Source organism: Streptomyces sp. JW3 (assembly GCF_052216785.1).
In the GTDB taxonomy this organism is placed as follows: Bacteria; Actinomycetota; Actinomycetes; order Streptomycetales; family Streptomycetaceae; genus Streptomyces.
The window spans coordinates 37,290-62,444 of the sequence record NZ_JBQOUX010000041.1; the positions used below are offsets into that span (position 1 = coordinate 37,290).

A 25,155-nucleotide genomic window follows, 5' to 3' on the forward strand; every position below is an offset into this window, starting at 1 on the left:
TGCCGGGCGCGGACGCGGGAGTCCGCGCCCGGCGGACCGTACGAAACCCTGAATGTCAGGTACACGTCATTGCAGATCACTATGCGTTCGTCAAAGGAGACGACATGGCATCCCGCACCCTCCTGACCGCCCTCGCGGCGCTGACCCTGCTGGCGGCCGGCCCGGCGTTCACCCCGCCGGCCGCCGCCCGCACCACGGCGGCGGCCTGGGACACCGACCGCGCCGCCACCGCCTACGCCACCGACCCGGCCGCCGTCACCGCCTCCGGCAGTGAGAACGCCGGCAGCGCGCCCGGCCTGGCCTTCGACGGCAACGGCGCCACCCGCTGGTCCAGCGACTTCACCGACGACGCGTGGCTGCGCGTCGACCTCGGCGCGGTCGTCCGCGTGGGCCGGGTGGTGCTGGACTGGGAGGCGGCCTACGGCAAGCGGTACGTCCTGGAGGCGTCGACCGACGGCACCGCCTGGACCCCGTTCTACACGGAGACGGCCGGCACCGGCGGCTCGGTCACCGCGCACACCTACCCGCAGGAGGTGAGAGCCCGCTACGTCCGCCTGCGCGGCGTGGAGCGCGCCACCCCCTACGGCTACTCGCTGTGGTCCTTCAAGGTGTACGGCGGCGAACCGGCCCCCGCCGCCACCACCCGCGCCAACCTCGCCCTGAACCACCCCGCCTACGCGAACTACTACCAGCACGCCGGCAACTCACCGGCGTTCGTCACCGACGGCGGCGTACCGGCCGACCTGAAGGCCGACGCCACCCGCTGGTCCAGCGACTGGAACGCCGACCGCTGGGTCTCCGTCGACCTCGGCGCCACCTCGGTCATCGACACGGTGGACCTGTACTGGGAGGCGGCGTACGCCGTCGACTACGAACTCCAGGTCTCCGACGACAACCGCACCTGGCGCACGGTGTACCGCCCCTCGGCCGCCGAGGTGGCCGCCCGCCGCGCGGACGTCAAGTCCCCGGCGGAGGCGACCGGCCGGCACGACAGCGTCCGCCTGCCCGCCCCCGCCACCGGCCGCTACGTCCGCATGCTCGGCAAGGAACGCCGCTCCTTCTACAACCCGGCCCCCGCGACCGCCCAATTCGGTTATTCCCTCTACGAGTTCGAGGTCTGGGGCACCGGCGGCTCGGCGGCGGCGGCGTACCCGGCGCTGCCCGGCGACCAGACGGGCGGGTACCGGACCACCTTCTTCGACGACTTCACCTCCGCCGCCCTGGACCGCTCGAAGTGGCGGGTGGTGCGCACCGGCACGGAGATGGGCCCGGTCAACGGCGAGTCCCAGGCGTACGTCGACTCCACCGACACCGTCCGGCAGGAGAACGGCGCGCTGGTCCTCCAGTCGAAGTACTGCAAGGGCTGCACCCAGGCGGGCGGCGGCACGTACGACTTCACCTCCGGCCGCATCGACACCCACACCAAGTTCGACTTCACCTACGGCCGGGTCAGCGCCCGCATGAAACTCCCGGTCGGCGACGGCTTCTGGCCGGCGTTCTGGCTGCTCGGCAGCGACGTGGACGACCCGTCCGTCTCCTGGCCCGCGTCCGGCGAGACCGACATCATGGAGAACATCGGCTACGCCGACTGGACCAGCAGCGCGCTGCACGGGCCCGGCTACTCGGCGGACGGCAACATCGGCGCCCGGCAGGTGTACCCGGCGGCCGGCCGGGCCGACCAGTGGCACACCTACGCGGTGGAGTGGACGCCCACCGGCATGCGCTTCTCCGTCGACGACCGCCTGGTCCAGGAGACGACCCGGAACAAGCTGGAGGCCACCCGCGGCCAGTGGGTCTTCGGCCACAACCAGTACGTGATCCTGAACCTGGCGCTGGGCGGCGCGTACCCCGCCGGCTGGAACCAGGTCACCACCCCCTACTGGGGCCTGCCGCAGTCCAGCGTGGACCGGATCGCGGGCGGCGGAGTGCGGGCGGAGGTGGACTGGGTGCGAGTGGAGCAGAAGGGGTGAGGCGGGCGCCGCGGTTCATCCGCGGTAGGCGGCGACCGCCGCCCGTACGAACGACCGGACCAGCGGATTGCCGTCGCCCGCCTTCCACGCCGCCACCACCGGGCTCGGCGGCAGGTCGGCCACCGGCACCACGGTGAGTCCCGGCCCGGGGTCGTGGTCCAGGAGTGTCATCCCGACCGTGCCGTTCCACAGCACGGCCTGCCGGCACTCCTGGACCGCGCGCACCACCGGGCCCTGGCGCGGCTGCCCGCCCTGCCAGTACGCCTGCCAGCGGGCATCGGTGCCCGCGGGGAACCGGAACCAGGGCCGGTCGGCCAGTTCGGCCAGGGTGAGCCGGTCCCGTCCGGCCAGCGGGTCGTCGGCCCGCAGCAGCGCCCCGACCGGATCGGCGCGCAGCGTCCGGGTGGCCAGGCCGGTCTCGTCGAACGGTCCCCGGGTCAGCGCGACGTCGACCGTCCCGGCGCGCAGTGAGCAGGTCGGGTCGGTCAGGTCGGTGTCGCGGACCCGGACCTCTACGTGCGGATGCCGCTCGCGGTAGGCGCGGGCCAGCCGCGCCGCGGCCGGGTCACCGCTGTCGCCCAGGATGCCGACGGTGAGGACCGCGCGACCGGCCGCCACGGCCATCCGGACACCGGCCCGGTCGGCCCGGTCCAGCAGGTCCCGCGCCTCCTCCAGCAGCACCGTCCCGACCGGGGTGAGGGTGACGCCGGCCGGTGAGCGGTCGAACAGCGCGGCCCCGATGTCGGTCTCCAGCCGCTTGACCGCCCGGCTCAGCGGCGGCTGGCTCATGTGCAGCCGGGCGGCGGCCCGCCCGAAGTGGAGTTCCTCGGCGACCGCCACGAAGTAGCGCAGGGTGCGCAGCTCCATGTGCCGCATGTACTCCATCTGCTCCATGCTGCGACGATACCCGTCCGGTATTGGAGGGACCGAACAGGTCTTGGACGGCCCGGTGTCCAGCCGATGGGATCGGCACATGACTGACACACCGGGTTGCACACCGGCTTTCTCCCCCGTCGCCGGCACGGTGACCTCATGACCGCCGCGTACTGGATCGTCGCCGGCCTGCTCGCCGCCTTCTACCTCTACGGCGGCGGGGTGAAAGTGGTGCGCAGCCGTGACCGGCTCCGGCCGATGATGGCCTGGGTGGACAGCATGCCGATGCGGGCGGTGCGGGCCATCGGAGTGATGGAGGTGCTGGGCGCGGCGGGCCTGATCCTGCCGCCGCTCACCGGCATCGCCCCGTGGCTGGCCCTGGCCGCGGCGATCGGCTTCGTCCTCCTCCAGCTCGCCGCGACCCGGGTCCATCTGCGCATGGGCGACCGGCAGATCGCCCTCAACCTCACCCTGGTACTGACGGCGGCGGCGACGGTGTGGCCGGCGACGGTGTGGCTGTGACCGGGCCGTAGCCGTAGCCGTAGCCGTGGTCCGGTCGGCCTCAGCCGTCCTTCCGGGCCACCCCACCGTAAATACCGATCAACGGCGCGCCGGCCGCCACCGGCTCCTCGGGCCGCCAGTCCGTCACCCGCACCAGCCCGGGTTCGACGAGGGCGAAGTCGCCGAAGAACTCCGTCACCCGGGCGTGCGGGCGCAGGTTCATGGACGCGGTGGCCTTCCGGTACACGGCCGCCGCGCCCTCCCGCCGGTCCTCGTGGACGTCACCGGTCGCGTGCGACAGGACCAGGTAGGAGCCGTCCGGAAGCGCGTCGCGGAGGATGGCGAGGATGCCGCCCGGGTCCTCCGCGTCGGAGACGAAGTGCACGACGGCCACCAGCAGCAGCGCGACCGGCTCGTCGAGGTCGATGAGCCGGCGCACGTCCGGGTGGTCCAGGATGCCCCGGGGATCGCGCAGGTCGGCGAGGACGACCGAGGTGTCGGGCTCGTTCAGCAGCGCCATGGAGTGGGTGCTGACGATGGGGTCGTTGTCGACGTAGACGACCCGGGTCTCGGGGGCGAGGGCCCGCGCGATCTGGTGCACGTTGGGCTCGGTGGGCAGCCCCGTGCCGATGTCCAGGATCTGCCGGATACCCCCCTCGGTGACCAGGTACTCGACGGCCCGCCGCATGAACCGCCGGTTGGCGAGCACCCCCTCCCGCACCTCCGGCGCGGCCTTCATGAACTCCTCGGCGGCTTCCTGATCGACCTCGTAGTTGTCCTTCCCGCCGAGGAAGTAGTCGTACATCCGCGCCGGATGCGGCTTGCTCGTGTCGATCCGGTGGGCGGGGGTGTCACTGCGGCCGTCACTGCCGAGGGAGGTCATGGTGCGTGGCTCCGTCCTGAACTGGCGTGCCGCCGACGTACGTTGTACGGGCACGACTGCGTCGGCTGTCAGGAGAGCATCTTGGCACGCCTCGCGCACGTCTGCGTCCGGAGCCTGCGCACACGCTCTGTCCGGAAGATCGCTGCTGTCGACAGCCCCGTCGTAAGCTCTTCCCGGGCGCTTTGCCCACGGAAAGTGATGGACGGCCGGGACGCAGTGCAGGGCGGCCGGATTCGGCTGCGCCCTGCGGGACAGGAGGACGCCGCTATGGGCGCGGGCTTCAAGGTGGAGATCGGCGAGTTGGACAGTCTGGTCAGAGAACTCCACGCGAGTCAGGACGAGATGCGCACGGCCTTGAGCGCGTTGCGCGACACCGGTCCCAAAAGCACGGGAAGTAAAGCTCTCGACAACGCCTGCGACGAGTTTCACGACAGCTGGGACGACGCGATCGGGAAGATCGCCGACGGGACGCAGACCATCGAAGACGGCCTCAAGAAGACCCGTGACACCTACCAGGAGGTCGAGTCGGCGCTGCGTGACGGCTTCGCGGGGGAAGGCGGCACCCGGTGAGCAGTGACTCGTACCCCGCGCTCGGTTTCGATCCCGCGCCGGGCGATCCCGGCAACGTGGACTCGCTCGCCGCGCGCACCAGGAAGGCGGCGGCCTCCCTGGACAACGCGTACGGCAGCATCAAGCGCCTCACGGGCAATGTGACCTGGGCCGGAGATGCCGCTTCCGCCTTCTCGAAGAAAGTCGGGGAACTGCCCCGTTACCTGAAGGACAGCCAAGAAGCGATGGGTACGGCGTCGTCGGAGCTGTCGGCCTGGCGCGAGGCGTTGGCCGACTACCAGGACACGGCGCGAACGTTCGAGGCACAGGCCAAGGAGGCGAAGGGACGGCTCGCGTCTGCGGAGGAGACCAGGGAGAGCGCGGCCAATCGTTACAACCAGGCGGCCGCCGACCCCGCTTTCCGTCTCGGCGGCCAGCACTTCACCGGCACCGCTCTACAGGATGCCCAGTCGAAGATCGATGCGGCGAGCGTCCGGCTGACGCAAGCCGACGGTGCCCTGTCGGCGGCCACCACGCGGCTGGACCAGGCTGAACGGGAACTCGAGGAGATCGTCAAGCGGGCCGAACGGTTGCTGGAGGAACACCAGGCACAGGCTCGTGGCGTGGCGAGCCATCTGCGCAAGGCGACCGACAAGGCCCCGGATCCGGGGTTCTGGGACCGGCTGGGTGACGAGTTCCAGAAGCTCGGGCACGCCGTGCAGGAGTGGTGCGCCCGGCACAAGGACCTGCTCAAGTCGATCGGTGACTGGCTGGGCAACATCTCGGCCGTCCTCGGGGTGCTGTCGCTGCTGACACTGTGGTGCCCGCCCCTGTCCGGGGGTCTCGCCCTGACCGCTGCCGGTCTCTCGGCGGGCGCGCTGCTCGCACACGGCGCCGCCAAGATCGGAGGAGCGGACGTCGGGCTGATGGATCTCGCGGGCGATGCCATCGGGATCATCCCCGGTGCCGGCTTTGCCAAGGCGGCGGTCACGGGGTCGGTCAAGGTGGCGGTGCGTACGGAGCAGGTCGGGGAGGCCGTCGTCGCGAACGTCGACGACGTCCAGCGGATCGCCCGGCTGAACCGCCTCGTCGGCGACGGGGCCGCCGAGGCGGACAATTTCGTCAGAGAAGGCGGTCGCATCCTCCGCGCGTCGGAGGGCCGCGTATTCGAGGCCACAGGTGGGATGGGGAACCGGCTCTCGCTCGCCTGGGAGAACTCGGTGGCCAAGAATCTGGGAGCCTCGTTCGGCGAGTCCAAACTCGGCTCGGTTATCTCCAGCACTCCGGTACTCAAGGACATCGACTCGCTCAAAGCGGCGATTCGCGCCGACGGCAGTGTCGATCCGACGTCCTGGTGGTCGAAGGGCCCGCTGCTGGCACAGTCCGTGCCGGGTACGGTGTCCGGCATCTACGACAGCGTCACGGGAGAGTAGGGATGGCTGCCGCACCCCATTCCGGAACAGCCACCGAACCGGCCCTTCCCCATCCGTCGAGACTGGGGCTCGTCGTGTGGTTCGTCGTGCAGTGGGTCGCCATTCCGGTGGACTTCGTCGTACGGTCGGTGTGGCTGCTCGCCGTGCTGTTCGGAGGCGGTACGGAGGACCAGTTGGCACGTCTCCTCGAACCCTTCGCGCGCTTCCTGTCACCTGCCGCGCTCTCGTTGCGGATGTCGCACCGGCCTGCCAAGCACGAGGCACATCTCGACCGGGAGCTCGCTCGCCTGACCCGGGAGCTCGACCAGCGGTCGTTCAGCCTGCGCACGCGGGTGGCGTACAGCGTGGCGCGGGAGGTCCGGTCCGACGGTTATCTGTACCGGGTCGGCGTACATCCTCGTCGCTACCGAGGCGTTCCGCTCAGCACAGTGGAACGTCTGGCGTCCGTTCACGGCCTCGCTCTGGAGGCTTCGCCGGATCTCAGGAACGGTGTCGTCCTCCGCCCAGTACACGCCAAGGACTCGTGGTGAACCAGACAGCTCCTGAACTGCACTTGGACATACCCGGAGGGTTCCGATCCCTGGGGCTCGAACTGGACGGGGAGGAACGCCGACGGCAGTTCTGGGCCATCGCGGAGGCCGTTTGGCCCACCGGCACGGATTTTCAGCGGGCGACGGCATTCCACGTCTACCGCGAAATGGCCGCCCACGCCCTCGCCGGGAACTCCTTCTACGCCGGATTCTGTCTCGACGAGGCTCCCGACGGCCGTCTCACCACGGCCTCGTTGCTGGCGCGTCTGGACCCGTTGGACGAACCCGACGCCGCACTCTCGGCGCGCGGCCTCTTCGAGGCGCTTTCCACCAACGACAACAACTCGGTCGAGTACATCCAGGTCCCGGCGGGACCTGGCGTCATCGTCCTGTGCGGCATGGAGTGGCGGTCCGAACCGGCGGACGACACGGCCGCCGCCCTCCCACTGGCCAGGATGGACGTGTATCTGCCGCTGCCTCGTATGCGACGTCTCCTGGTCCTGAGTCTCACTACGCCCTCCCTGCCCGACCTGCCGTTCTATGTCGCGCTGTTGTCGAAGACAACTCATGACCTGCGGGTCTCAAGCGGCGATGGGCCGGCACCCAGCGGCGGAGGCACGGTCGACGACGAGGTCAGGGCCGTCTTCGGGTAGGAGTTGTGGCTCACGCGTCACCACAGGTGGAGGAAACTCCGGACGTCGTCGTAGCCGTCGACGGCCCGTCCGTCCACATCCGTCGGGTCGGCCTCGGCCCGCAGCGCCAGCGACTGCGCCAACGCGAGGGCTTCGTCGCTGAGACGCCCGAAGCGTCGAGCGGTGTGCCCCAGGCACAGACCGGCCAGCCCGAGCAACGGACTGCCCGTCACAGCCCGCCTGCCGACTTGCACGCACCAGTATTCGACGAACTCCGCGTCGTCGTCATTCAACGCGGTCCCGACCAGGACGCCCGCGGCCTCGCCCTCCGCCGAGCGGTCGCGCAGGGCCGCTCCATTGTCTCGACGACCACCTCGTGAGGCAGAGCCGGCGGATTCTCGAACCACAGATGGGCATGCACCCCGCGAGACTACGCGGACCGCATCCGACTACCGCCTGTCGCGGGACCCGTACATCTCGCTTTGTACGGGTCCCGGCGAATCCCTCCACGTATCCGGCTCGGCCGCTGTGCCGTTGTACTGCCGAGCGGTGTGCCACTACGCGACAAGGGGGTCGTCGGTCATGGCGAACAGCGGCGCGGGCGAGAAGTCCGACAGTCTCAAGGCGTTCGGAGCGGCGATGAAGGTGTTCCGGGAGCGGGCGGCGCTGACGCAGGAGCAGCTCGCCGAGGTGATGGGGTACTCGCTCGACACCGTCGCCTCGGTCGAGCAGGGGCGGCGGATGCCGACGCCGACGTTCGTGCTGCGGCTGGAGGCGGCGTTGGACGCGTTCGGGGTGTTGCGGGCGATGGCCCGGCACGTCGGGCGGGAACGGGGGCTGGCGGTCTGGTTCCAGGAATGGGCCGAGCTGGAGGAGACGGCGGTCGCCCTGTGCACCTACGAGTGCCGGGTGGTGCCGGGGCTGCTTCAGACGGAGGCGTACACCCGCGCGCTCATGCGCAATGTGCCGCCACCGCCCAGCGAGGAGCAGTTGGAGGAGCGGATCGCCGCGCGGCGGGCCCGGCAGGAACTGCTGCGGCGCACGCCGCCGATCGCGTTCAGCTTCATCATCGAGGAGGCGGTGCTGCTGCGGCACATCGGAGGGGAGCAGGTCACCCGCGAGCTGATCGACCACCTCCTCGCCTGTACGGAGTTGTGGAACGTGAAGTTGCAGATCATGCCGCTGCGACAGCCTCAGCACGCGGGCGCCGACGGGCCGATGCAGTTGCTGGAGACTCCCGAGCGGCAGTGGCTCGGGTACTCGGAGGGGCAGATGACCGGGCAGCTGATCGTGGAGCGGGAAGCGGTCAGTGTCATGCAGATGCGCTATGCGAAGATGCGCTCCCAGGCCCTGTCCCCGGCGGACTCGGCCGAGTTGTTGCGGCAAATGCGAGGGGCGCTATGAGCGGCACGAGCGAGCTGGACTGGTTCAGGAGCAGCTACAGCGGGTCTGAAGGGGACAGTTGCGTTGAGGTCGCGCGGGTTCCTGGGGTGGTTCATGTGCGGGATTCCAAGGTGGCGGCTGGACCTGGCTTCGCTGTCGGCTCCTCGGCGTGGGGCGAGTTCATCGGCGGGTTCAGGCGGGCGAACCCTTCCTGACGCTCGTACGGGAAGTACGGGTAGGGGGCCGGGCGGTGGCTCGCCCGGTCCAGGCGGGCCGTCTGGTCGGCGGTGAGGGTCCAGCCGACCGCGCCCAGGTTCTGGCGTAGTTGCCGCTCGTCGCGGGCGCCGATGATGACCGAGGAGACGGTCGGGCGGGTGAGGAGCCAGTTGAGGGCGATCTGCGGGACTGTCCGGCCCGTCTCCTTCGCGATCTCGTCCAGCGCGTGCATCACGGTGTAGAGGTGTTCGTCGGGGACGGGCGGGCCGTAGTCGGCCGCAGCGGACTTTGACCGATCCCCGGCGGCGGGGACTGTTCAAGGCGCTGATCGTCGCCGCCGCGTGCGACGGCAGGGCGGCCGAGGCGCTCCGTCACTTCTATGACATCCGGGTCCGGGAGTGGGCTCCTTGTGTCGACCGGGCCGCCGAGGCCGTGACGGCGGCGCGCGCGCCGGCGCGTACGCATGACGGGGGGCGTGATCGCGGCTTTTCGCTTACTGCATATGATGTGCAGGTGCGCCCCAGTGACTACAGCCTCCGCCCCGCGACCCCGGCCGACCTCGACGCCGCCCGAGCCGTCATGCTCGACACCGTCTACCACGACTTCGGCAGCGGGTACGTGCCTCGCTGGCACCGCGACATCATCGACCTGGACGGCGCGTATCTCACGCCCGCGCGGCACACCCTCCTGGTCGCCGTCGACGGGGCGGGGCAGATCGTCGCCACCGGGGCGCTGGACAGCCGGGGGCCCGCGCATCCGCCGAACCCGGCGCACCTCGCCGAGCGCTACCCCTCCGGTGTGACCGCGCAGTTGCGGCGGATCTACGTGCGGCCCGCGCACCGGCGGCGCGGGCTGGCCCGGCGGATCGTCGACGAACTGCTCGCCTTCGCCGCCGCCGACGGCGGATACCGGGCCGTCTACCTGCACACCGACCCGGCCGTGACCGGCGCCGAACCGTTCTGGCGGTCGCTCGCCAAGGTCGTGCACGACGAGCGCGAGGACGCCGGGGGCGGGCAGCGGGTCGTCCACTTCGACGTCCCCATGCCCTGACCCGCACGGCCCCTGCCCCGCCCCACACATGGAAACGGTTTCCATGTAGGCTTGCCCGCAGCACCGTCCCGACCTGCCCGAACCCGATCGAACCGAGGACCATGCGTTCCCACCGCCGCCTTCGGCTGCTCGCCCCCGCCCTGCTCCTTCCGCTGATAGCCGGCTGCTTCTCCGCCGGCGGCGGCTCGGCCGACGGGTCCGACGACGGGGACGGCTCCCGGCTGCGCGTCGCCCTCGCCTTCCCGCCCGCCGAGAACCTCTCCCCGTACGGCGCCGACGCCACCCTGCTCAGCCGGCTGGGCGTCACCGAGGGACTGACCGCGCTGGACGCCAACGGCAGCGCCGCCCCCGCCCTCGCCGCGTCCTGGCAGCAGCAGAACGCCAAGACCTGGGAGTTCACGCTGCGGGAGGCGACCTTCCAGGACGGCACGCAGGTGACGGCGGACGCCGTCGCCGACTCCCTCGCACATGCCGTCGAGGCCGAGCCCGCGCCCGCCGCCCTGTCCGGCGTCGGCCTCACCGCGAAGGCCGGCGACGACCGGACGGTCACCGTCACCACCGACGAGCCCGACCCGGTCCTCCCGCTCCGGCTCTCCAGCCCCTCCCTCGCCATCCTCGCCGCGAAGGCGTACGACAAGAGCGGCAAGGCCGATCCGGTCGGGACCGCCACCGGGCCGTTCGAGATCACCAAGGTGAACGGGACCAGCTCCGCCGCCCTGGACCGGTTCGACGACTACTGGGGCGGCCGGGCCCAGGCGTCCGGCATCGACGCCCGCTTCATCGCCGACGGCACCGCCCGCGCCAACGCCCTGCGCACGGGCGAACTGGACATCGCGGAGGCGGTGCCCGTCTCCCAGGCCGCGACCCTGGAGAAGGGCACCCGGCGCGACACCGCCACCACCCGCACCACCAGCCTGCTGCTCAACGCCTCCGCCGGCCCGCTGAAGGACGCCGGACTGCGGGCCACCGCCCGCGCCGCGCTCGACACCTCCGTCTTCGCCAAGGACGTCTACGAGGGATACGGGGACGCCGGCGCCGGGATCTACGGGCCCGCCGTGACCTGGGCGGAGAGCAAGCGGCAGAAGCCGGTCGGGCGGGCCGCCGCGAAGAAGGCGAACGGCCGGACCATCACCCTCGCCACCTACGACAACCGGCCCGAACTGCCGGAGGTCGCCCAGGTGGTGAAGGAGCAGCTGGAGCAGGCCGGGTTCAGGGTCAAGCTCACCGTACGGGAGTACTCGCGGCTGGAGAGCGACGCCCTGGACGGGAAGTTCGACGCGTTCGTGCTCGCCCGCAACACCCTCCTGGACACCGGCGACCCGGTCTCCGTCCTCGCCAGCGACTACACCTGTGACGGCGACTTCAACATCGCCCAGCTCTGCGACCAGGACGTCGACGCGGCGGTCGGCAAGGCCGAGCAGGCCACCGACACCGACGAACGGCGCGCCGCCGCGATGGCCGCCGAGGCCCGCGTCCTCGGTACCGACGCGGTGCTGCCGCTGGTGCACCAGCGGATCATCACCGGGGTCGCAGACGGCGTCCAGGGCGCCGTCCTCGACCCCTACGAGCGCACCCTCGTCGGCACCGGAACGCGGCGCTGATCCATGCGACGGCAGGTGACGGCGGCGCTGTGGCGGCTGGTGCTCGCGGCCGGGCTGGTGTGCGGCATCGGGCTGCTGCCCTGGCTGACCCGGACCGACCCGGCGCTGACCGTGCTCAAGGCCCGGTCCGCCGAGCGCGACCCCACCCCCGAGGTGCTGGACGCCGTCCGGGCCCAACTCGGCCTCGGCGACGGGCCGCTGCACCTGCTCGGCGGCTGGCTGGGCGGGCTCGTGCGCGGGGACGCCGGGCGGTCCTGGATCTCGGGTTCGGAGGTACTGCCCGGTGTGCTCCAGGCGCTCGGCGCCTCGCTGCTGCTGATGGCCGTGGCGCTGGGCGTCGCCGTCCTCACCGCCGGGGCGGTCTGCGCCCGTACGCTGCGCCGCGGCGCGCGGCGCCGGCTCGGCGGCCGGCGGCCCCGAGGCACGGGCTCCGCGCTGCTCGCCGCCCTCCCCGAGTTCCTGCTCGCCGCCGTCCTCGCCACCGTGGTCGGCGTGCAGCTCGGCTGGCTGCCCGCGCTCGGCTGGTACGGGCCGCGGTACACGCTGCTGCCCGCGCTCGCCCTCGGCCTGCCCGCCGGGGCGGTGCTCGGACGGCTCCTCGACGACCTGCTGCCCGGCGCCTTCGCCGAACCGTGGGCGCTGGCCGCCGCCGCCCGCGGCCTGACCGGACGGCGCGTCGCCCGGCAGGCGGTCCGCCGCTGTGTGCCGGCGCTGCTGCCCAACTTCGGGCTGTTCGTCGTCGGGCTGACCGGCGGCGCCGTCGCCGTCGAGCAGATCTTCGACATCCCCGGCCTCGGCCGCAGCACCCTCCAGGCCGCCCTCGCCCAGGACCTGCCCGTCCTCCAGGCCGGCACCCTCGCCCTGGTGCTGCTCGCCGCCCTCGCCACCGGCGCCGCCCGGCTCGCCGCCCGCCTGCTCACCGGGCCCGCCCTGCGCGACGGCGCGCTGTCCACCCTGCACCGGCCCACCCCGCCACCCGCCCGCGGCCCGCTGCTGCCGCTCGGCCTCGCCGCCGTACTGCTCGCCGTCGTCGCCCTCGGCCTGCCCCGCGACCCGCTCGCCGTCGAGACCGGCGCCCGGCTCGACCCGCCCTCCCCCGCACACCCCTTCGGCACCGACTCGCTCGGCCGCGACCTGCTCGCCCGGGTCGGCCACGGCGCCCTCGACACCCTCGCGCTCGCCCTCACCATCAGCGCCGCGGCCCTCGTCATCGGCGTCCTGCTGGGCCTCGTACCCCGGATCTCCGGGCCGCTGGTCGACACCGTCAACGCCGTACCGCCGGTCCTGCTCGCCCTCCTCGTCACCGCCGTCGCCGGCAGCGGCACCGCCACCCCCGCGCTCGCCGTGACCGCCGTCGCCTGGGCGCCGCTGGCCGCGCACACCGCCGCCCTGCTCCAGCAGGAACGCGCCACCCTGCACGTCCTGGCCACCCGCGGCCTGGGCGCGAGCCGCTGGTACCTGCTGCGCCGCGAACTGCTGCCCGCCGTGCTGCCGCCCGTGCTCCGGCACGCCCTGATCCGGCTGCCCGGCGTCGCCCTCGCCCTCGCCTCGCTCGGCTTCCTCGGCCTCGGCGCCCAGCCGCCGTCCCCCGAGTGGGGCCTGCTGCTCGCCGAGAACCAGCCCTACGCCGAACGCGCCCCCTGGGCCGTCCTCGCCCCCGCCGCCGTCCTCGCCCTGCTCGGCGCGCTGGCGGTGACCGCCGCCGGGGGAGTACGCCTGCCGCGCCGCCCCCGCCGCCGTACACCGGAGACCGCGGCGGCCGTCGCCCGGACCGGTACAGCGGCCAGGGAACTGACGGGGGCCCGGTGACCACCGCGCCGCCCACCGGCCGCACCCGGCGCTCCCCCCTCTCCCCGCTCCTGCGCCTGCTGATCCTCACCCAACTCGCCTTCAACGTCGGCTTCTACGCCGTGCTGCCCTTCCTCGCCGAACACCTCGGACAGGGCATCGGCATGGCCGGCTGGCTGGTCGGGTTCGTGCTGGGGCTGCGCACCTTCAGCCAGCAGGGGCTGTTCGTGGTCGGCGGGGCGCTGGCCGACCGGTACGGCATCCGGCCGGTGGTGCTCGCCGGCTGCGCGCTGCGGATCGCCGGGTTCGGCTGGCTCGGGTACGCCGACGCCACCTGGTCGGTCATCGGCGCGGTGCTGCTCATCGGGTTCGCCGCCGCGCTGTTCTCGCCCGCCGTCGAGTCCGAGGTGGCCCGGCAGGCGGTGCTGTGGGAAGAGGCGGGCGGCGGCGACCGCACCCGGGTGCTCGCGCTGTTCACGGTCGCCGGACAGGCCGGCGCGTTCGTCGGGCCGCTGCTCGGCGCGCTGCTGCTCGGCGTCGACTTCCGCACCGCCTGCCTGGCCGGTGCCGGGATCTTCGTCCTCGTGCTGGCCGGGCACGCCCGGCTGCTGCCGCAGCGCGTGCCCGGCCGGAGCAGGGTCCGGGCCAAGGGCGGCGCGCGGCTGCTGCTGCGCAACCGCCCGTTCCTGGCGCTGTGCTGCGCGTACGGCGCCTATCTCCTCGCCTACAACCAGTTCTATCTGGCGCTGCCCGCCGAGGTGCAGCGGGCGGCCGGTTCGCAGGCGCCGCTGGCCTGGCTGTTCGCCCTGTCCTCGCTGCTGGTGGTGACGGCCCAGCTGCCCGTCACCCGGTGGTCGGGCCGGCGGCTGACCCCGCGCCGGTCCATGACCGCCGGACTGGCGCTGGTCGCGGCCGGGTTCGCGGCGGTGGCCGCCGCCCGCCCGGCCGCCTTGACCGGCGGCGCGGGCCTGCTGCCCGCCGCCGCCTTCGTCGTCCTGCTCACCCTCGGCCAGATGCTGGTCGCCCCGGTCGCCCGCGCCTGGGTCCCCGACCTCGCCGAGGACGGCCGGCTCGGCCTCTACACGGGCGCGCTGTCCTCGGTGTCCGGGCTGATCGTGCTGCTCGGCAGCTCCCTCACCGGCTCGCTGCTGGACAGCGGCCTGCCGGCGGCGGTGCCGTGGCTGGTGCTGGCGGCCGTGCCGCTGGCGGCGGCGGGGCTGCTGCCCCGGCGCCGGGCGGTCAGTAGCGGGTCCGGGCGGGAAGACCGTGCTCCTTGCGCAGATCCGCCTCGGTGATGTGATTCTGGAGCAGGTTGTTCATCATGAACGCGGTGGTGTGGGGATTGCCGCTGTCGATGCCGACGGTCTCGTGCTCCTCGGGCAGACTCGTCGTGCCGACGTTCGCGACGTTGACGCCGTGCTTGTTGTGCAGCGCGTGGATCAGCTCATGGCCGTAGATCATGAAGGCCGGTGACAGCGGGTCCTGGTAACCGCGCGGCGGCTTGGCGTCGGGGTCGGCGCGGCCGCCGGTGCTGTCCAGGTAGCCCCGCTCCAGGTGCATCGTGCTGGTCGACGGCTGCCCCTTGCCGATCGGCCCGCCCTTGCCGTCCTGAGCGTAGGCGCGGTCGTCGTCCGGCCCCACCTGCGCGTCCTCGTGCAGGTCGGGGATGCCGAACTCGGCGGTCCGCATCTTCTCCAGCCGGGCGTCGTCGATGGCCTTTACCGTCACCTGCGGCTTGTTCCCGGAGTCCGCGACCAGGGCGTCGAGCAGGGTGCGTCCGTGCGGACGGGACATCAGCCGGGCGTTCATCGCGTGCACGGAGGTCTTGAAGTCGTCACCCGCCGGGACGTCGTTCTCCCCCGTCTCCGCCACCGTGACGCCCTGGTTCCCGCTGAGCTTGGCCCAGGTCTCCCGGGAGGTGTCGCTCACCGGGCCCTCCATGTGTGGGGTGAAGCCGCCTTGGACGACGAACCGGGTGTACCTGCGGTGCTCGGCCTGGATCTCGTCCATGACGTCCGCGACGAGCTTCTTGTCGGCGTCACTCGCCCCGCGGGACGCCGCGAACCAGCGGTACACCTCGTGTTCCAGGGCGTCCAGCGCGCTGCCCCAGGCGTCCGCCACCGCCTGCGACGGCTCGCCCCGCGGATGCGCCGCGGCGATCTCCTGGAGGCGGCCGCGCCAGCCCGCGATCTCCTTCGGGCCGCTCGGCGCCCGGCCCTTCCCGGTCAGCCCGCCGACCAGCTTCATCATCCGCTGGACCGGGGCGGCCGCGTCGGCCGTCCGGCCCTGCCGCAGCGCCAGGTTCACCGCCATGTTGCCCGCGGTACGCTGCAACGGCAGCACCGTCGTGGCGGTCCGGCCCCGCGGGCGGGGGAGCGGCACCCCCTGCCGGGCGTCCCGGTCGGACGCCCCGGGCTGCTGCTGATGGTCGTGCATGCTTCGTGTTTCCCTAGCTGTCGGTCAATGGTCACCTCAGCGTTACCTGTACGGCGGCCGAAGCGGAATGACCGGAAGGGCAGGGCACGGTGCACCTCTCCTCGGCCGCCCGGCGCCGGGAGCCGCGCCACAGCCCGCGCACGTCCCGGCCGAACGACCACGTCAGCAGGGTCAGCGCCAGCAGCACCAGCCCCAGGTCCGCGGCGTGCGGCAGCAGCTCCGCGCCCGCCGCCAGCAGCAGGACGCCCTGGAGCGCGGCCACCGTCTTGCGGGCCCGGCTCGGCGGCAGCGGCGCGGACAGCCACGGCCAGTGGCGGGCGGCGGCGACGAAGACGTAGCGCATCGCGCCGATCAGCAGTACCCACGGGCCCAGCCGGACGGACACGTACACGCTGAGCACCAGGATCAGGAACGCGTCCACCTCCATGTCGAAGCGGGCGCCCAGCTCGGTCGCGGTGCCGGTGCGGCGGGCGACGTGGCCGTCCACGCCGTCCAGGAGCAGGGCCACGGCGGTGAGGCCGACCAGCAGGGAGCCGGACGGCGCGGCCCGGAAGGAGTCCGCGACCAGCGCGGTGACGGCGCCCACCAGGACGGTCCGGCCGAGGGTGACCCGGTTGGCGGGGCCGAACACCGGTGGGCGGGCGCGGCGCAGCGCCCGGGAGAGCACCGCCCAGGTGGCGAACGCGAAGGCCAGCCCGGTCAGCCAGCCCACCGCCCCCATGCCGTGCGCCGCGCCCAGCAGCGCCAGCAGCAGCACCTGCGCGCCCGCCCCGACGGCGGTCTCCTGCCGCACCGGCCGGGCGTCGTACGCGGGCCGGGCGTCGCCCGCGGGGCGCGGGCCGTATACGGGACGGGCGTCGTACGTGTCGTTCAGGGCCACCGAACATCCTCCGGCCGTGTGACAGAGTCGATCAGCGCCGCCACCCAGTCAGCGGCCTGTGCCTTCTCGGTACGTGGGCCGTTCGCCGACCGTTCAGGAGGACCCCGATGACCCGCACCGCCGCCGCCTTCTGGCTCGACGCACCGGGCCGCGGCGCCATCCGCCCGGTGGAACTGCCCGCGCCCGGCCCCGACGACGTGCTGGTGCGCACGCTCTTCAGCGGGGTCAGCCGGGGCACCGAGACCCTGGTGTTCCGCGGCGAGGTGCCCCCGAGCCAGCACACGGCGATGCGGGCACCGTTCCAGGAAGGGGAGTTCCCGGGCCCGGTGAAGTACGGCTATCTCAGCGTCGGGACGGTGGAAGAGGGCCCCGCCGCGCTGGTCGGCCGTACCGTCTTCTGCCTCTACCCGCACCAGACCCGCTACGTGGTCCCGGCCGCCGCCGTGACCGAGGTGCCGTCGTCCGTGCCGGCCGGGCGGGCGGTGCTCGCCGGCACCGTGGAGACCGCCGTCAACGCGCTGTGGGACGCGGCCCCGCTGATCGGCGACCGGGTCACCGTGGTCGGCGGCGGCATGGTCGGCTGCTCGGTGGCCGCGCTGCTGGCCCGGTTCCCGGGCGTGGACGTCCAGTTGGTCGACGCCGACCCGGGCCGGGCTACGGTCGCCGCCGCGCTCGGTGCCGGTTTCGCCCTCCCCGGGGACGCCCGCGGCGACCGCGACCTGGTGGTGCACGCCAGCGCCACCGAAGCGGGCCTGGCCCGCGCACTGGAACTGCTGCGCCCCGAGGGCACCGTCATCGAACTGAGCTGGTACGGCGACCGGAGCGTCGCCCTGCCGCTCGGCGAGGTCTTCCACTCCCGCCGGCTGACCGTGCGCGGCAGCCAGGTCGGCACCGTCTCCCCGGCCCGGTCCGGCAGCCGTACCTACGCCGACCGGCTCGCGCTCGCCCTGGACCTGCTCGCCGACCCGGCCCTGGACGCCCTCGTCACCGGCGAGTGCGCCTTCCCGGAACTGCCCCACGTGCTGCCGCGTCTCGCCGACGGCGAACTGCCCGCGCTGTGCCACCGGGTGCGGTACGACCGCTGAACGGGAGCGGCGGACGGGCCGTACTACCGGACGCACCACACCCGCACCACACCTGGAGGGTCGCCCGTTGTTCAGCATCACCGTCCGCGATCACATCATGGTCGCCCACAGCTTCCGGGGCGAGGTCTTCGGCCCCGCGCAGCGTCTGCACGGAGCGACGTTCCTGGTGGACGCCACCTTCCGGCGCGAACAGCTGGACCAGGACAACATCGTCGTCGACATCGGCCTGGCCACCCGGGAGCTGGGCGCGGTGGTCGCCGAGCTGAACTACCGCAACCTCGACCACGAACCCGACTTCGCCGGGGTCAACACCTCGACGGAGTTCCTGGCCAAGGTCGTCGCCGACCGGCTCGCCGACCGCGTCCACCAGGGCGCGCTCGGGGCCGGCGCGCGGGGCCTGGCCGGCCTCACCGTCACGCTGCACGAGTCGCATGTGGCGTGGGCGAGTTACGAGCGCGCGCTGTGACCGGCACGACCGCCGCCGGGGACACCCGGCTCGCGCACGTGCCCGCGCAGGCGTCCGGTCCGAGAAGCGGGGAGACCGTCCCCATGTCGCTGCGTTCCGTGCACTTCGTGCTGCCCGGCGGCGTCGCCGACCCGGCCGCGCCCAGCGGCGGCAACGCCTACGACCGGCGGGTCGGCCTGGACCTGCCCGGCTTCGGCTGGCGGGTGCGGCCGATCGCCGTGGCCGGCGACTGGCCCCGGCCCGGCCCGGCCGCCCGCGCCGAACTCGCCCGCGCGCTCGGCCGGTTGCCGGACGGCGCCGTGGTGCTGCTGGACGGGCTGGTCGCCTGCGGCGTCCCGGAGATCGTCGTCCCCGCGGCCGGCCGGCTGCGGATGACCGTCCTCGTACACCTCCCGCTCGGCGACGAGACCGGCCGGGACCCGGCCGTCGCCGCGGACCTCGACGCCCGGGAGGGCGCCGTCCTGCGGGCGGTGTCCGCCACCGTCGCCACCAGCGACTGGGCGGTCCGCCGTCTGGTCGCCCACCACGGCCTCGCCGCCGACCGGGTCCACCTCGCCGCCCCCGGCGCCGACATCGCGCCCCTCGCGCCCGGCACCGACGGCGTCTCCCGGCTGCTGTGCGTCGCCAACGTCACCCCGCGCAAGGGCCAGCACCGGCTGGTGGAGGTCCTCGCCGAGGCGGCCGACCTGCCCTGGACCTGCGTCTGCGTCGGCGCGCTCGGCCAGGACCCCGCCTACGTCGGCCGGCTGCGGACGCGGATCGGCGCGCACGGGCTCGGCGACCGGCTGGAGCTGGCCGGCCCGAAGACCGGCGCCGGCCTGGACGCCGCCTACGCCGCCGCCGACCTCATGGTGCTCACCTCCCACGCGGAGACCTACGGCATGGCGGTGACGGAGGCGCTCGCGCGCGGTGTCCCGGTGCTGGCCACGGACGTCGGCGGACTGCCGGAAGCGGTCGGCCGCGCGCCCGACGGCTCGGTGCCCGGCATCCTCGTGCCGCCCGACGACCCGGCGGCCCTGGCCACCGCGCTGCGCGGCTGGTTCGGCGAGCCCGACCTACGCCGCCGGCTCAGGTCCGCGGCTCGGGCCCGCCGTACGTCCCTGACCGGCTGGGCGTCGACCGCCCAGGCCCTGGCGACGGTACTGGGCCGGCTGCCGGACGGACCCGGGAGGACGGCGTGAGGCGGCCCGCCCGGACCGGCACCCCGACGCCGGTCGACGAGGTGCCCGCACCGGACCCGGAGGAGGTCCGCTACGCCCCCGAGTGGCTGCGGCTGCGCGAGGGCGCCGACGCCGCCGCCCGCTCCCGCGACCTGCTCGAACCGCTGCGCGCGCTGCTCCCGGCCGGACCGCTCGCCGTCCACGACGTGGGCTGCGGCACCGGCTCGATGGGCCGCTGGCTCGCCCCGCTGCTGCCCGGACCCCAGCACTGGACCCTGCACGACCGCGACCCCTACCTGCTGCACTTCGCCGCCGCCGACGCCCCGCGCACCGCCGCCGACGGCAGCCCGGTGACGGTCCGGACGCGCCGCGCCGACGTCGGCCGCCTCACCCCGGACGCGCTGCGCGGCGCGGCACTGGTCACCGCCTCCGCGCTGCTCGACGTGCTCACCGCCGACGAGGTCACCGCCCTCGCCGCCGCCTGCGCCGGAGCCGGCTGCGCGGCGCTGCTGACGCTCTCCGTCGCCGGACGCGTCGAACTGACCCCCGGCCACCCCTTGGACGCCGAGCTCGCCGCGGCCTTCGACGACCATCAACGGCGTACCGGACTGCTCGGCCCGGACGCCGTGCCGGTGGCGGCGGACGCCTTCACCGCGCACGGCGCGACGGTCCGGGTACGGCCGAGCCCCTGGCGGCTGGGCCGCGCCGAGGCCGCGCTCACCGACCGGTGGCTGCGCGGCTGGGTCGGCGCGGCCGTCGCACAGCGGCCCGCGCTGCGCGAGCCCGCCGGACCGTACCTGACCGAGCGCCTCGCGGCCTGCCACGCCGGGGAGTTGGAGGTGGTCGTGCACCACGACGACCTGCTGGCACTGGGCGGGTCGGCGGGAGGTGACACGTGAGCGCGGTCCGCCGGCACGTCGGCTCGCTGGCCGGCGCCGCGGTCCTCGCGGTGCTGCTGTGGCGGACCGGCGGCGGACCGTTTCTGGCCGGGTTGCGCCGGATCGACGCACCGGCGTTGCTCGCGGCGCTCGCCCTCGGGCTGGTCACCACCGTGTGCAGCGCGTGGCGCTGGACGCTGGTCGCCCGCGCGCTGCGGATCACCCTGCCGCTCGGCCCCGCCGTCGCCGCCTACTACCGGGCCCTCTTCCTGAACGCCGCGCTGCCCGGCGGCGTGGCCGGCGACGTGCACCGGGCGGTACGGCACGGGCGCGGCGCCGGCGACCTGGGCCGGGGCGTGAAGGCGGTGGTCCTCGAACGCGCCGCCGGACAGGCCGCGCTGGCCGCCGTCGGCGCGGTGGTGCTGGTGACGCTGGACTCGCCGGTACGGGCCGGGGCCCGGCACCTGGCACCGCTGCTCGCCCTGGCCGCGCTGGGCACCCTCGCGGTCCTCGCCGCGCTGCGGATGAACCGGACGCCGGCCCGCGGCCGCGCCGTCCTGCGCGACTGGCCCGGCATCGCGGTGTCGTCGGCGGTCGTGCTGGCCGGCCACCTGGCGCTGTTCGTCCTCGCGGCCCGGGTCGCCGGCAGCGGCGCGTCCGTCGCCGTGCTGCTGCCGCTGGCCGTCCTCGCGCTGCTGGCGATGAGCCTGCCGCTCAACGTCGGCGGCTGGGGCCCCCGGGAGGGCGTCACCGCCTGGTCGTTCGGCGCGGCCGGCCTGGGCGCGGACCAGGGCCTCGCCGTCGCCGTGGTCTACGGAGCCCTGAGCCTGGCGGCGAGTCTGCCGGGCGCGGCCGTCCTGGCGGTCCGGGGGCGGCTGACTTCGCGGGTGCGGTCGGGTGCGGAGTCCCGGGCGGGGTCCGTGCGGCGTGCCGTCGTGGGCGGGGTGTCTGGTGCGGTTTGTCGGGTGTGGCCGGGTGCGGAGTCCGGGGCGGTGTCTGTGGGGCGTGCCGTCGTGGGCGGGGTGTCTGGTGCGGTTTGTCGGGTGTGGCCGGGTGCGGAGTCCGGGGCGGTGTCTGTGGGGCGTGCCGTCGTGGGCGGGGTGTCTGGTGCGGTTTGTCGGGTGTGGCCGGGTGCGGAGTCCCGGGCGGGGTCCGTGGGGCGTGCCGTCGTGGGCGGGGTGTCTGGTGCGGTTTCTCGGGTGTGGCCGGGCGCTGAGTCCGGGGCGGTGTCCGTGGGGCGTGCCGTGGTCGGCGGGGTGTCGGGTGCGATGGCGAGTTCGCGGAGCGCGATGGCCCTCACTGTCCACGGGCAGTCGGATTCCCGGCCCCAGCCCGCCCGGAGGCCGCTGCCCCCGCACCCGCCCGGCGCCGAGCCGGCGACCGTGCCCCGGCCGGTCCGCAGGCGGTCGGCGGTCTCCTTCCCGCCGCGCCCGCGTCAGGCGTCGCTCGCCTCCCCGACCGGCCCGGGACCCCCGCCCGGCCGACTGCCGTCCCCCGCCCCCGAAGCAGGGGCGCCCTCCGCCCCCGTAAGCAGCGCGAAGTACGCCCCGAAGGACTCCGTGAGGCCCGCCAGCAGCGCCTTGCCCTTCGCCGCCGAACCCAGCGAAGGGCGGCCGATGACACCGGAGTCCGTGTAGGCGGCCATACCGAGGGAGAGCAGATGACGCCGGTCGTCCGCGACGAAGTCGGCGGTCTGGTAACCGGGCCGGACCTGTTCCGGATGGGCGTGCAGCAGCACCGACGTCTCGATCTCCCCGGCGTGCATGTCGGTGAGCAGCGAGGTGGCCACGCCCGCCCGCACCCGCGCCGCCTCCCAGTCCTCCGGGGCCGGGAACAGCGCCATCCGCTCACCGCGCGCCGCGGCCTCCTGGACGACGTTGCCCAGCACGTAGTTCCCGCCGTGCCCGTTGACCACCACCAGGGCGTCCACGCCCGACCGGCGCAGCGACGCCGCTATGTCCCGCACCACCGCGTGCAGGGTCGGCGCGGAGATGCTGACGGTCCCGGGCCACGCCGCGTGCTCGTGCGAGCAGGAGATCGTCACCGGCGGCAGCGGGTGCACCGGGTACGCGGCGGCCAGTTCCCCGGCGACGGCACAGGCCACCAGCGTGTCCGTGGCCAGCGGCAGATACCGCCCGTGCTGCTCGTAGCTGCCCACCGGCAGCACCGCCACCTGCCGCGCGCGGCCGGCCCCCCGGGCCCGTACGTCCTGCGTGGTGTCCGCCGGCATCCCTGAACCACCCATCACCGCAAGGCCCTTCGTCTCAGCTCGTGAAACTGTTGAGGAACCCGGGAATGATGACAGAACCGCATGGCGTACCAGGTGAGGAAACCGCACGGCGCACGGACGTGGAACGCGTGACGTCCGTCCCGCTGCCCACGGTGTACGGCGACTTCCGTGCCGTCGGCTACCTCGACCACGAGCGCGGCGACGAGCAGGTGGCCCTGGTCCACGGCGACCCCGGCGCCGAGGGCGTCCTGACCCGGCTGCACTCGGAGTGCCTGACCGGCGACGCCTTCGGCTCCCGGCACTGCGAGTGCGGTGACCAGCTCGCCGCCGCACTGCGCGCGGTGACCGCCGAGGGCGCCGGTGTCGTCGTCTACCTGCGCGGACACGAGGGCCGGGGCATCGGCCTGCTCGCCAAGCTGCGCGCGATGGCGCTCCAGGCGGAGGGCCTGGACACGGTGGAGGCCAACCTCGCGCTCGGCCTCCCGGTGGACGCCCGGGACTACGGGGCCGCCGCCCGCATCCTCGCCGACCTGGGCGTCCGCTCGGTCCGCCTGATGTCCAACAACCCGCGCAAACGGGAGGCGTTGACCCGGCACGGCATCCGGGTCGCCGAACAGGTGCCGCTGCTGATACCCCCGTGCGAGAGCAACATCGGCTATCTGCGGACCAAGCGGGAGCGGCTGGACCACCACCTGCCGCACCTGGACGCGGCGGCCGCGGTGCCGGTCAGTCCGTGACCGCTTCGTACACCAGCCGTTTCAGGTCCCGGAAGACCGTCTGCGAGGTCTTCGGCCGCACCTGGGTCAGGAACTGCACCGTCAGCCCGGCACCCGGGTCGACCCAGAACGTCGTCGTCGCCGCCCCGGTCCAGCCGTATGTGCCGAGCCCCGAGGGCTCCTCGGCGCGGTCCGGGTCGGTCACCACCGAGACCCCGAGGCCGAAGCCGACGCCGTCGTTGCCAGGGAAGTCGTGCGCCGGGCTGCCGAAGGAGCGCAGGTCGGTGCCGGCCGGCAGGTGGTCGCGGGTCATCAGGTCCACCGTGTCGGGCCGGAGCAGCCGGACGCCGTCGAGTTCGCCGCGGCGCCGCAGCAGTTCCATGAAACGGTGCTGGTCGTACGCGGAGGCCACCATGCCGCCGCTGCCGGACAGGAACCGCGGCCGGCCGCGCAGCGGCAGCCCGGGGACCGGTTCGATGCCGCCGGCGTCCGTCTCGCCGTACAACTCGGCCAGGCGGGGCGCCTGTTCGTCGCCGACCTCGAAGCCCGCGTCGGTCATGCCGAGCGGGCCGAAGATCCGTTCGGCGCAGTACGTGTCGAGCGGCCGGCCGGCCACCACCTCGATCAGCCGGCCCAGCACGTTGCTGGCGACGGAGTAGTTCCACTGGGTGCCCGGTTCGAACTGCAACGGCAGGCTCGCGTACAGGTCGACCGTCTCGGCCAGGTCGGCGCCGGGCCGCACCGACGACTCCAGGCCGGCCGCCCGGTACAGGGCGTCCACCGGGTGGGCGTGGTAGAAGGCGAAGGTCAGCCCCGCGGTGTGGGTCATCAGGTGCCGGACGCGGATCGGCCCGGCGGCCGGGCGGGTGGTGACGTCGGGCGCCTCGCCGCCGGTGTACACGCGCGGCGCGGCGAAGGCCGGGAGGTAGCGGGCCACCGGGTCGTCCAGGTCCAGCCGGCCCTCCTCCACCAGCATCAGCGCGGCCACCGAGGTGACCGGTTTGGTCATCGAGTAGAACCGGAAGAGGGTGTCGGCCGCCACGGGCAGCCCCGCCGCGACGTCCCGCCGGCCGTGCGCGGTGAGGTGGGCGACGCGGCCGTCGCGGGCGACGGCCACCAGGAAGCCGGGGAGGCGGCCCGCGTCCACCTCCTGGGCGAAGTGCCGGTCCAGCCGGTCCAGCGCCTTCGCGTCCAGCCCGGCGTCACCCGGTTCGATCTCCTGCCGCAGCCGTGTCATCGCCTCGTTCTCCTCCCTGACTCGCCGTGCGCCGAGGTGCGTCCGTCCGGTCTACCCGGCCGGGGCGACGCGGAACACACCGACGCGCCCGGCTGTTCACCCCGGCATGACCGATGACGAGGACGCCACGCGCGACGCGCTGCTGAAGCTGTTCGCCGAGGGACACAGCGGAGTACTGGTCACCCTCAAACGGGACGGACGGCCGCAGCTGTCGAACGTCAACCACGCCTACGACCCCGCCGACCGCACGATCCGCGTGTCGGTCACCGACGACCGGGCCAAGGTGCGCAACCTGCGCCGCGACCCGCGCGCCTCCTACCACGTGACCACCGGCGACCGCTGGGCCTACGCGGTCGCCGAGGGCACCGCCGACCTCTCCCCGGTCGCCGCCGACCCGCACGACGACACGGTCGAGGAACTCGTCCGCCTCTACCGCGACGTGCTGGGCGAACACCCCGACTGGGACGACTACCGCGCCGCGATGATCCGCGACCGGCGGCTGGTGGTACGGCTCCGGGTGGACCGGGTCTACGGCCTGCCGCCCCGGCAGTGAACGGCGACGGGCGGCAGACCGACCGGTGGCGGTACCGCCCCCTCAGCAATGACCGGTGAGCCGCCCGGTCGTCGGCACCGCCCCGGTAACGCCGGTGGGGCCCCC

General features: G+C 73.8%; 25 protein-coding genes and 2 pseudogenes. 19 read left to right on the forward strand and 8 right to left on the reverse strand.

Annotated features, from left to right (window positions below):
- Positions 1-104 precede the first annotated feature (104 nt).
- Positions 105-1,970, forward strand: a complete 1,866-nt coding sequence (locus ACTT8P_RS18510; protein WP_442832757.1) for a discoidin domain-containing protein — start codon at positions 105-107, stop codon at positions 1,968-1,970.
- A 15-nt stretch (positions 1,971-1,985) separates the two neighbouring features.
- On the opposite strand, the gene ACTT8P_RS18515 is transcribed toward ACTT8P_RS18510, so the two are convergent.
- On the reverse strand, positions 1,986-2,837 hold the full coding sequence (locus tag ACTT8P_RS18515; protein WP_442832782.1) for a LysR family transcriptional regulator: 852 nt from the start codon (positions 2,835-2,837) through the stop codon (positions 1,986-1,988).
- A gap of 165 nt (positions 2,838-3,002) precedes the next feature.
- Here ACTT8P_RS18515 and ACTT8P_RS18520 point away from each other — a divergent pair, with 165 nt between their 5' ends.
- Entirely contained in the window at positions 3,003-3,365 is a 363-nt protein-coding gene (locus ACTT8P_RS18520; RefSeq protein ID WP_442832758.1) for a DoxX family protein, read from the forward strand.
- Positions 3,366-3,405: 40 nt separating this feature from the next.
- Here the strand turns inward: ACTT8P_RS18520 and ACTT8P_RS18525 are convergent, their stop codons facing one another.
- Positions 3,406-4,227 carry an SAM-dependent methyltransferase gene (locus ACTT8P_RS18525; RefSeq protein ID WP_442832759.1) on the reverse strand — a complete coding sequence of 274 codons (822 nt, stop codon included), beginning with the start codon at positions 4,225-4,227 and terminating at the stop codon, positions 3,406-3,408.
- A 198-nt stretch (positions 4,228-4,425) separates the two neighbouring features.
- Between ACTT8P_RS18525 and ACTT8P_RS18530 the strand changes: the two genes are divergently transcribed.
- From ACTT8P_RS18530 to ACTT8P_RS18545, 4 genes are read left to right on the forward strand one after another with little or no spacing between them, the layout of a single operon-like run.
- Positions 4,426-4,797 carry a WXG100 family type VII secretion target gene (locus tag ACTT8P_RS18530; RefSeq protein ID WP_442832760.1) on the forward strand — a complete coding sequence of 124 codons (372 nt, stop codon included), beginning with the start codon at positions 4,426-4,428 and terminating at the stop codon, positions 4,795-4,797.
- Complete coding sequence (locus tag ACTT8P_RS18535) at positions 4,794-6,209, forward strand: putative T7SS-secreted protein (RefSeq protein ID WP_442832761.1); 1,416 nt, start codon at positions 4,794-4,796, stop codon at positions 6,207-6,209. Before ACTT8P_RS18530 ends, ACTT8P_RS18535 begins: the two co-directional genes overlap by 4 nt.
- A gap of 2 nt (positions 6,210-6,211) precedes the next feature.
- The gene (locus ACTT8P_RS18540) at positions 6,212-6,739 is read left to right on the forward strand and encodes a hypothetical protein (RefSeq protein ID WP_442832762.1); all 528 of its coding nucleotides are present in this window, start codon (positions 6,212-6,214) and stop codon (positions 6,737-6,739) included.
- The gene (locus ACTT8P_RS18545) at positions 6,736-7,392 is read left to right on the forward strand and encodes a hypothetical protein (RefSeq protein WP_442832763.1); all 657 of its coding nucleotides are present in this window, start codon (positions 6,736-6,738) and stop codon (positions 7,390-7,392) included. The genes ACTT8P_RS18540 and ACTT8P_RS18545 overlap by 4 nt, the downstream gene beginning before the upstream one ends.
- A gap of 17 nt (positions 7,393-7,409) precedes the next feature.
- On the opposite strand, the gene ACTT8P_RS18550 is transcribed toward ACTT8P_RS18545, so the two are convergent.
- On the reverse strand, positions 7,410-7,664 hold the full coding sequence (locus tag ACTT8P_RS18550) for a hypothetical protein (RefSeq protein ID WP_442832764.1): 255 nt from the start codon (positions 7,662-7,664) through the stop codon (positions 7,410-7,412).
- Positions 7,665-7,953: 289 nt separating this feature from the next.
- Here ACTT8P_RS18550 and ACTT8P_RS18555 point away from each other — a divergent pair, with 289 nt between their 5' ends.
- Positions 7,954-8,775: a helix-turn-helix domain-containing protein gene (locus tag ACTT8P_RS18555; protein WP_442832765.1), complete on the forward strand. Its 822-nt coding sequence runs from the start codon at positions 7,954-7,956 to the stop codon at positions 8,773-8,775.
- Positions 8,772-8,969, forward strand: coding sequence for a DUF397 domain-containing protein (locus ACTT8P_RS18560; protein ID WP_442832766.1), 198 nt, complete (start codon positions 8,772-8,774; stop codon positions 8,967-8,969). The genes ACTT8P_RS18555 and ACTT8P_RS18560 overlap by 4 nt, the downstream gene beginning before the upstream one ends.
- Here the strand turns inward: ACTT8P_RS18560 and ACTT8P_RS18565 are convergent.
- A pseudogene (locus ACTT8P_RS18565) lies at positions 8,936-9,247 on the reverse strand (aldo/keto reductase); the annotation flags it as partial. The gene ACTT8P_RS18560 and the pseudogene ACTT8P_RS18565 sit on opposite strands and share 34 nt — an antisense overlap.
- A gap of 236 nt (positions 9,248-9,483) precedes the next feature.
- Between ACTT8P_RS18565 and ACTT8P_RS18570 the strand changes: the two are divergent.
- The 4 genes from ACTT8P_RS18570 to ACTT8P_RS18585 all read left to right on the forward strand — a co-directional run bounded on the left by ACTT8P_RS18570 (position 9,484) and on the right by ACTT8P_RS18585 (position 14,704).
- Positions 9,484-10,020 carry a GNAT family N-acetyltransferase gene (locus tag ACTT8P_RS18570; protein ID WP_442832767.1) on the forward strand — a complete coding sequence of 179 codons (537 nt, stop codon included), beginning with the start codon at positions 9,484-9,486 and terminating at the stop codon, positions 10,018-10,020.
- Positions 10,021-10,121: 101 nt separating this feature from the next.
- Positions 10,122-11,621, forward strand: coding sequence for an ABC transporter substrate-binding protein (locus ACTT8P_RS18575; RefSeq protein ID WP_442832768.1), 1,500 nt, complete (start codon positions 10,122-10,124; stop codon positions 11,619-11,621).
- Between the two features lie 3 nt (positions 11,622-11,624).
- On the forward strand, positions 11,625-13,430 hold the full coding sequence (locus ACTT8P_RS18580) for an ABC transporter permease subunit (protein WP_442832769.1): 1,806 nt from the start codon (positions 11,625-11,627) through the stop codon (positions 13,428-13,430).
- Positions 13,427-14,704 (forward strand): MDR family MFS transporter, encoded by a 1,278-nt coding sequence (locus ACTT8P_RS18585; RefSeq protein ID WP_442832770.1) that lies wholly within the window; start codon positions 13,427-13,429, stop codon positions 14,702-14,704. Before ACTT8P_RS18580 ends, ACTT8P_RS18585 begins: the two co-directional genes overlap by 4 nt.
- On the opposite strand, the gene ACTT8P_RS18590 is transcribed toward ACTT8P_RS18585, so the two are convergent.
- Complete coding sequence (locus tag ACTT8P_RS18590; RefSeq protein WP_442832771.1) at positions 14,649-15,845, reverse strand: M91 family zinc metallopeptidase; 1,197 nt, start codon at positions 15,843-15,845, stop codon at positions 14,649-14,651. The two genes, ACTT8P_RS18585 and ACTT8P_RS18590, sit on opposite strands and share 56 nt — an antisense overlap.
- 31 nt (positions 15,846-15,876) lie before the next feature.
- Positions 15,877-16,638 carry a CDP-alcohol phosphatidyltransferase family protein gene (locus tag ACTT8P_RS18595; protein WP_442832783.1) on the reverse strand — a complete coding sequence of 254 codons (762 nt, stop codon included), beginning with the start codon at positions 16,636-16,638 and terminating at the stop codon, positions 15,877-15,879.
- Between the two features lie 194 nt (positions 16,639-16,832).
- Here ACTT8P_RS18595 and ACTT8P_RS18600 point away from each other — a divergent pair, with 194 nt between their 5' ends.
- From ACTT8P_RS18600 to ACTT8P_RS18620, 5 genes and pseudogenes are all read left to right on the forward strand, one after another.
- Positions 16,833-17,810, forward strand: coding sequence for a zinc-dependent alcohol dehydrogenase (locus ACTT8P_RS18600; RefSeq protein WP_442832772.1), 978 nt, complete (start codon positions 16,833-16,835; stop codon positions 17,808-17,810).
- Positions 17,811-17,877: 67 nt separating this feature from the next.
- The gene (locus tag ACTT8P_RS18605; protein WP_442832773.1) at positions 17,878-18,276 is read left to right on the forward strand and encodes a 6-pyruvoyl trahydropterin synthase family protein; all 399 of its coding nucleotides are present in this window, start codon (positions 17,878-17,880) and stop codon (positions 18,274-18,276) included.
- Entirely contained in the window at positions 18,273-19,457 is a 1,185-nt protein-coding gene (locus ACTT8P_RS18610; protein ID WP_442832774.1) for a glycosyltransferase family 4 protein, read from the forward strand. The genes ACTT8P_RS18605 and ACTT8P_RS18610 overlap by 4 nt, the downstream gene beginning before the upstream one ends.
- Positions 19,454-20,335: an SAM-dependent methyltransferase gene (locus ACTT8P_RS18615; protein WP_442832775.1), complete on the forward strand. Its 882-nt coding sequence runs from the start codon at positions 19,454-19,456 to the stop codon at positions 20,333-20,335. The genes ACTT8P_RS18610 and ACTT8P_RS18615 overlap by 4 nt, the downstream gene beginning before the upstream one ends.
- A gap of 2 nt (positions 20,336-20,337) precedes the next feature.
- Positions 20,338-21,216 (forward strand): annotated as a pseudogene (locus tag ACTT8P_RS18620) (lysylphosphatidylglycerol synthase transmembrane domain-containing protein); the annotation flags it as partial.
- A gap of 533 nt (positions 21,217-21,749) precedes the next feature.
- On the opposite strand, the gene ACTT8P_RS18625 reads toward ACTT8P_RS18620, so the two are convergent.
- Positions 21,750-22,544: a creatininase family protein gene (locus ACTT8P_RS18625; RefSeq protein WP_442832776.1), complete on the reverse strand. Its 795-nt coding sequence runs from the start codon at positions 22,542-22,544 to the stop codon at positions 21,750-21,752.
- A gap of 68 nt (positions 22,545-22,612) precedes the next feature.
- Here ACTT8P_RS18625 and ribA point away from each other — a divergent pair, with 68 nt between their 5' ends.
- Positions 22,613-23,281 carry a GTP cyclohydrolase II gene (gene ribA / locus ACTT8P_RS18630; RefSeq protein WP_442832777.1) on the forward strand — a complete coding sequence of 223 codons (669 nt, stop codon included), beginning with the start codon at positions 22,613-22,615 and terminating at the stop codon, positions 23,279-23,281.
- On the opposite strand, the gene ACTT8P_RS18635 is transcribed toward ribA, so the two are convergent.
- Positions 23,271-24,497: a serine hydrolase domain-containing protein gene (locus ACTT8P_RS18635; protein WP_442832778.1), complete on the reverse strand. Its 1,227-nt coding sequence runs from the start codon at positions 24,495-24,497 to the stop codon at positions 23,271-23,273. The genes ribA and ACTT8P_RS18635 overlap by 11 nt on opposite strands.
- A 106-nt stretch (positions 24,498-24,603) precedes the next feature.
- Between ACTT8P_RS18635 and ACTT8P_RS18640 the strand changes: the two genes are divergently transcribed.
- Entirely contained in the window at positions 24,604-25,050 is a 447-nt protein-coding gene (locus tag ACTT8P_RS18640; protein WP_442832779.1) for a PPOX class F420-dependent oxidoreductase, read from the forward strand.
- Positions 25,051-25,155 lie beyond the last annotated feature (105 nt).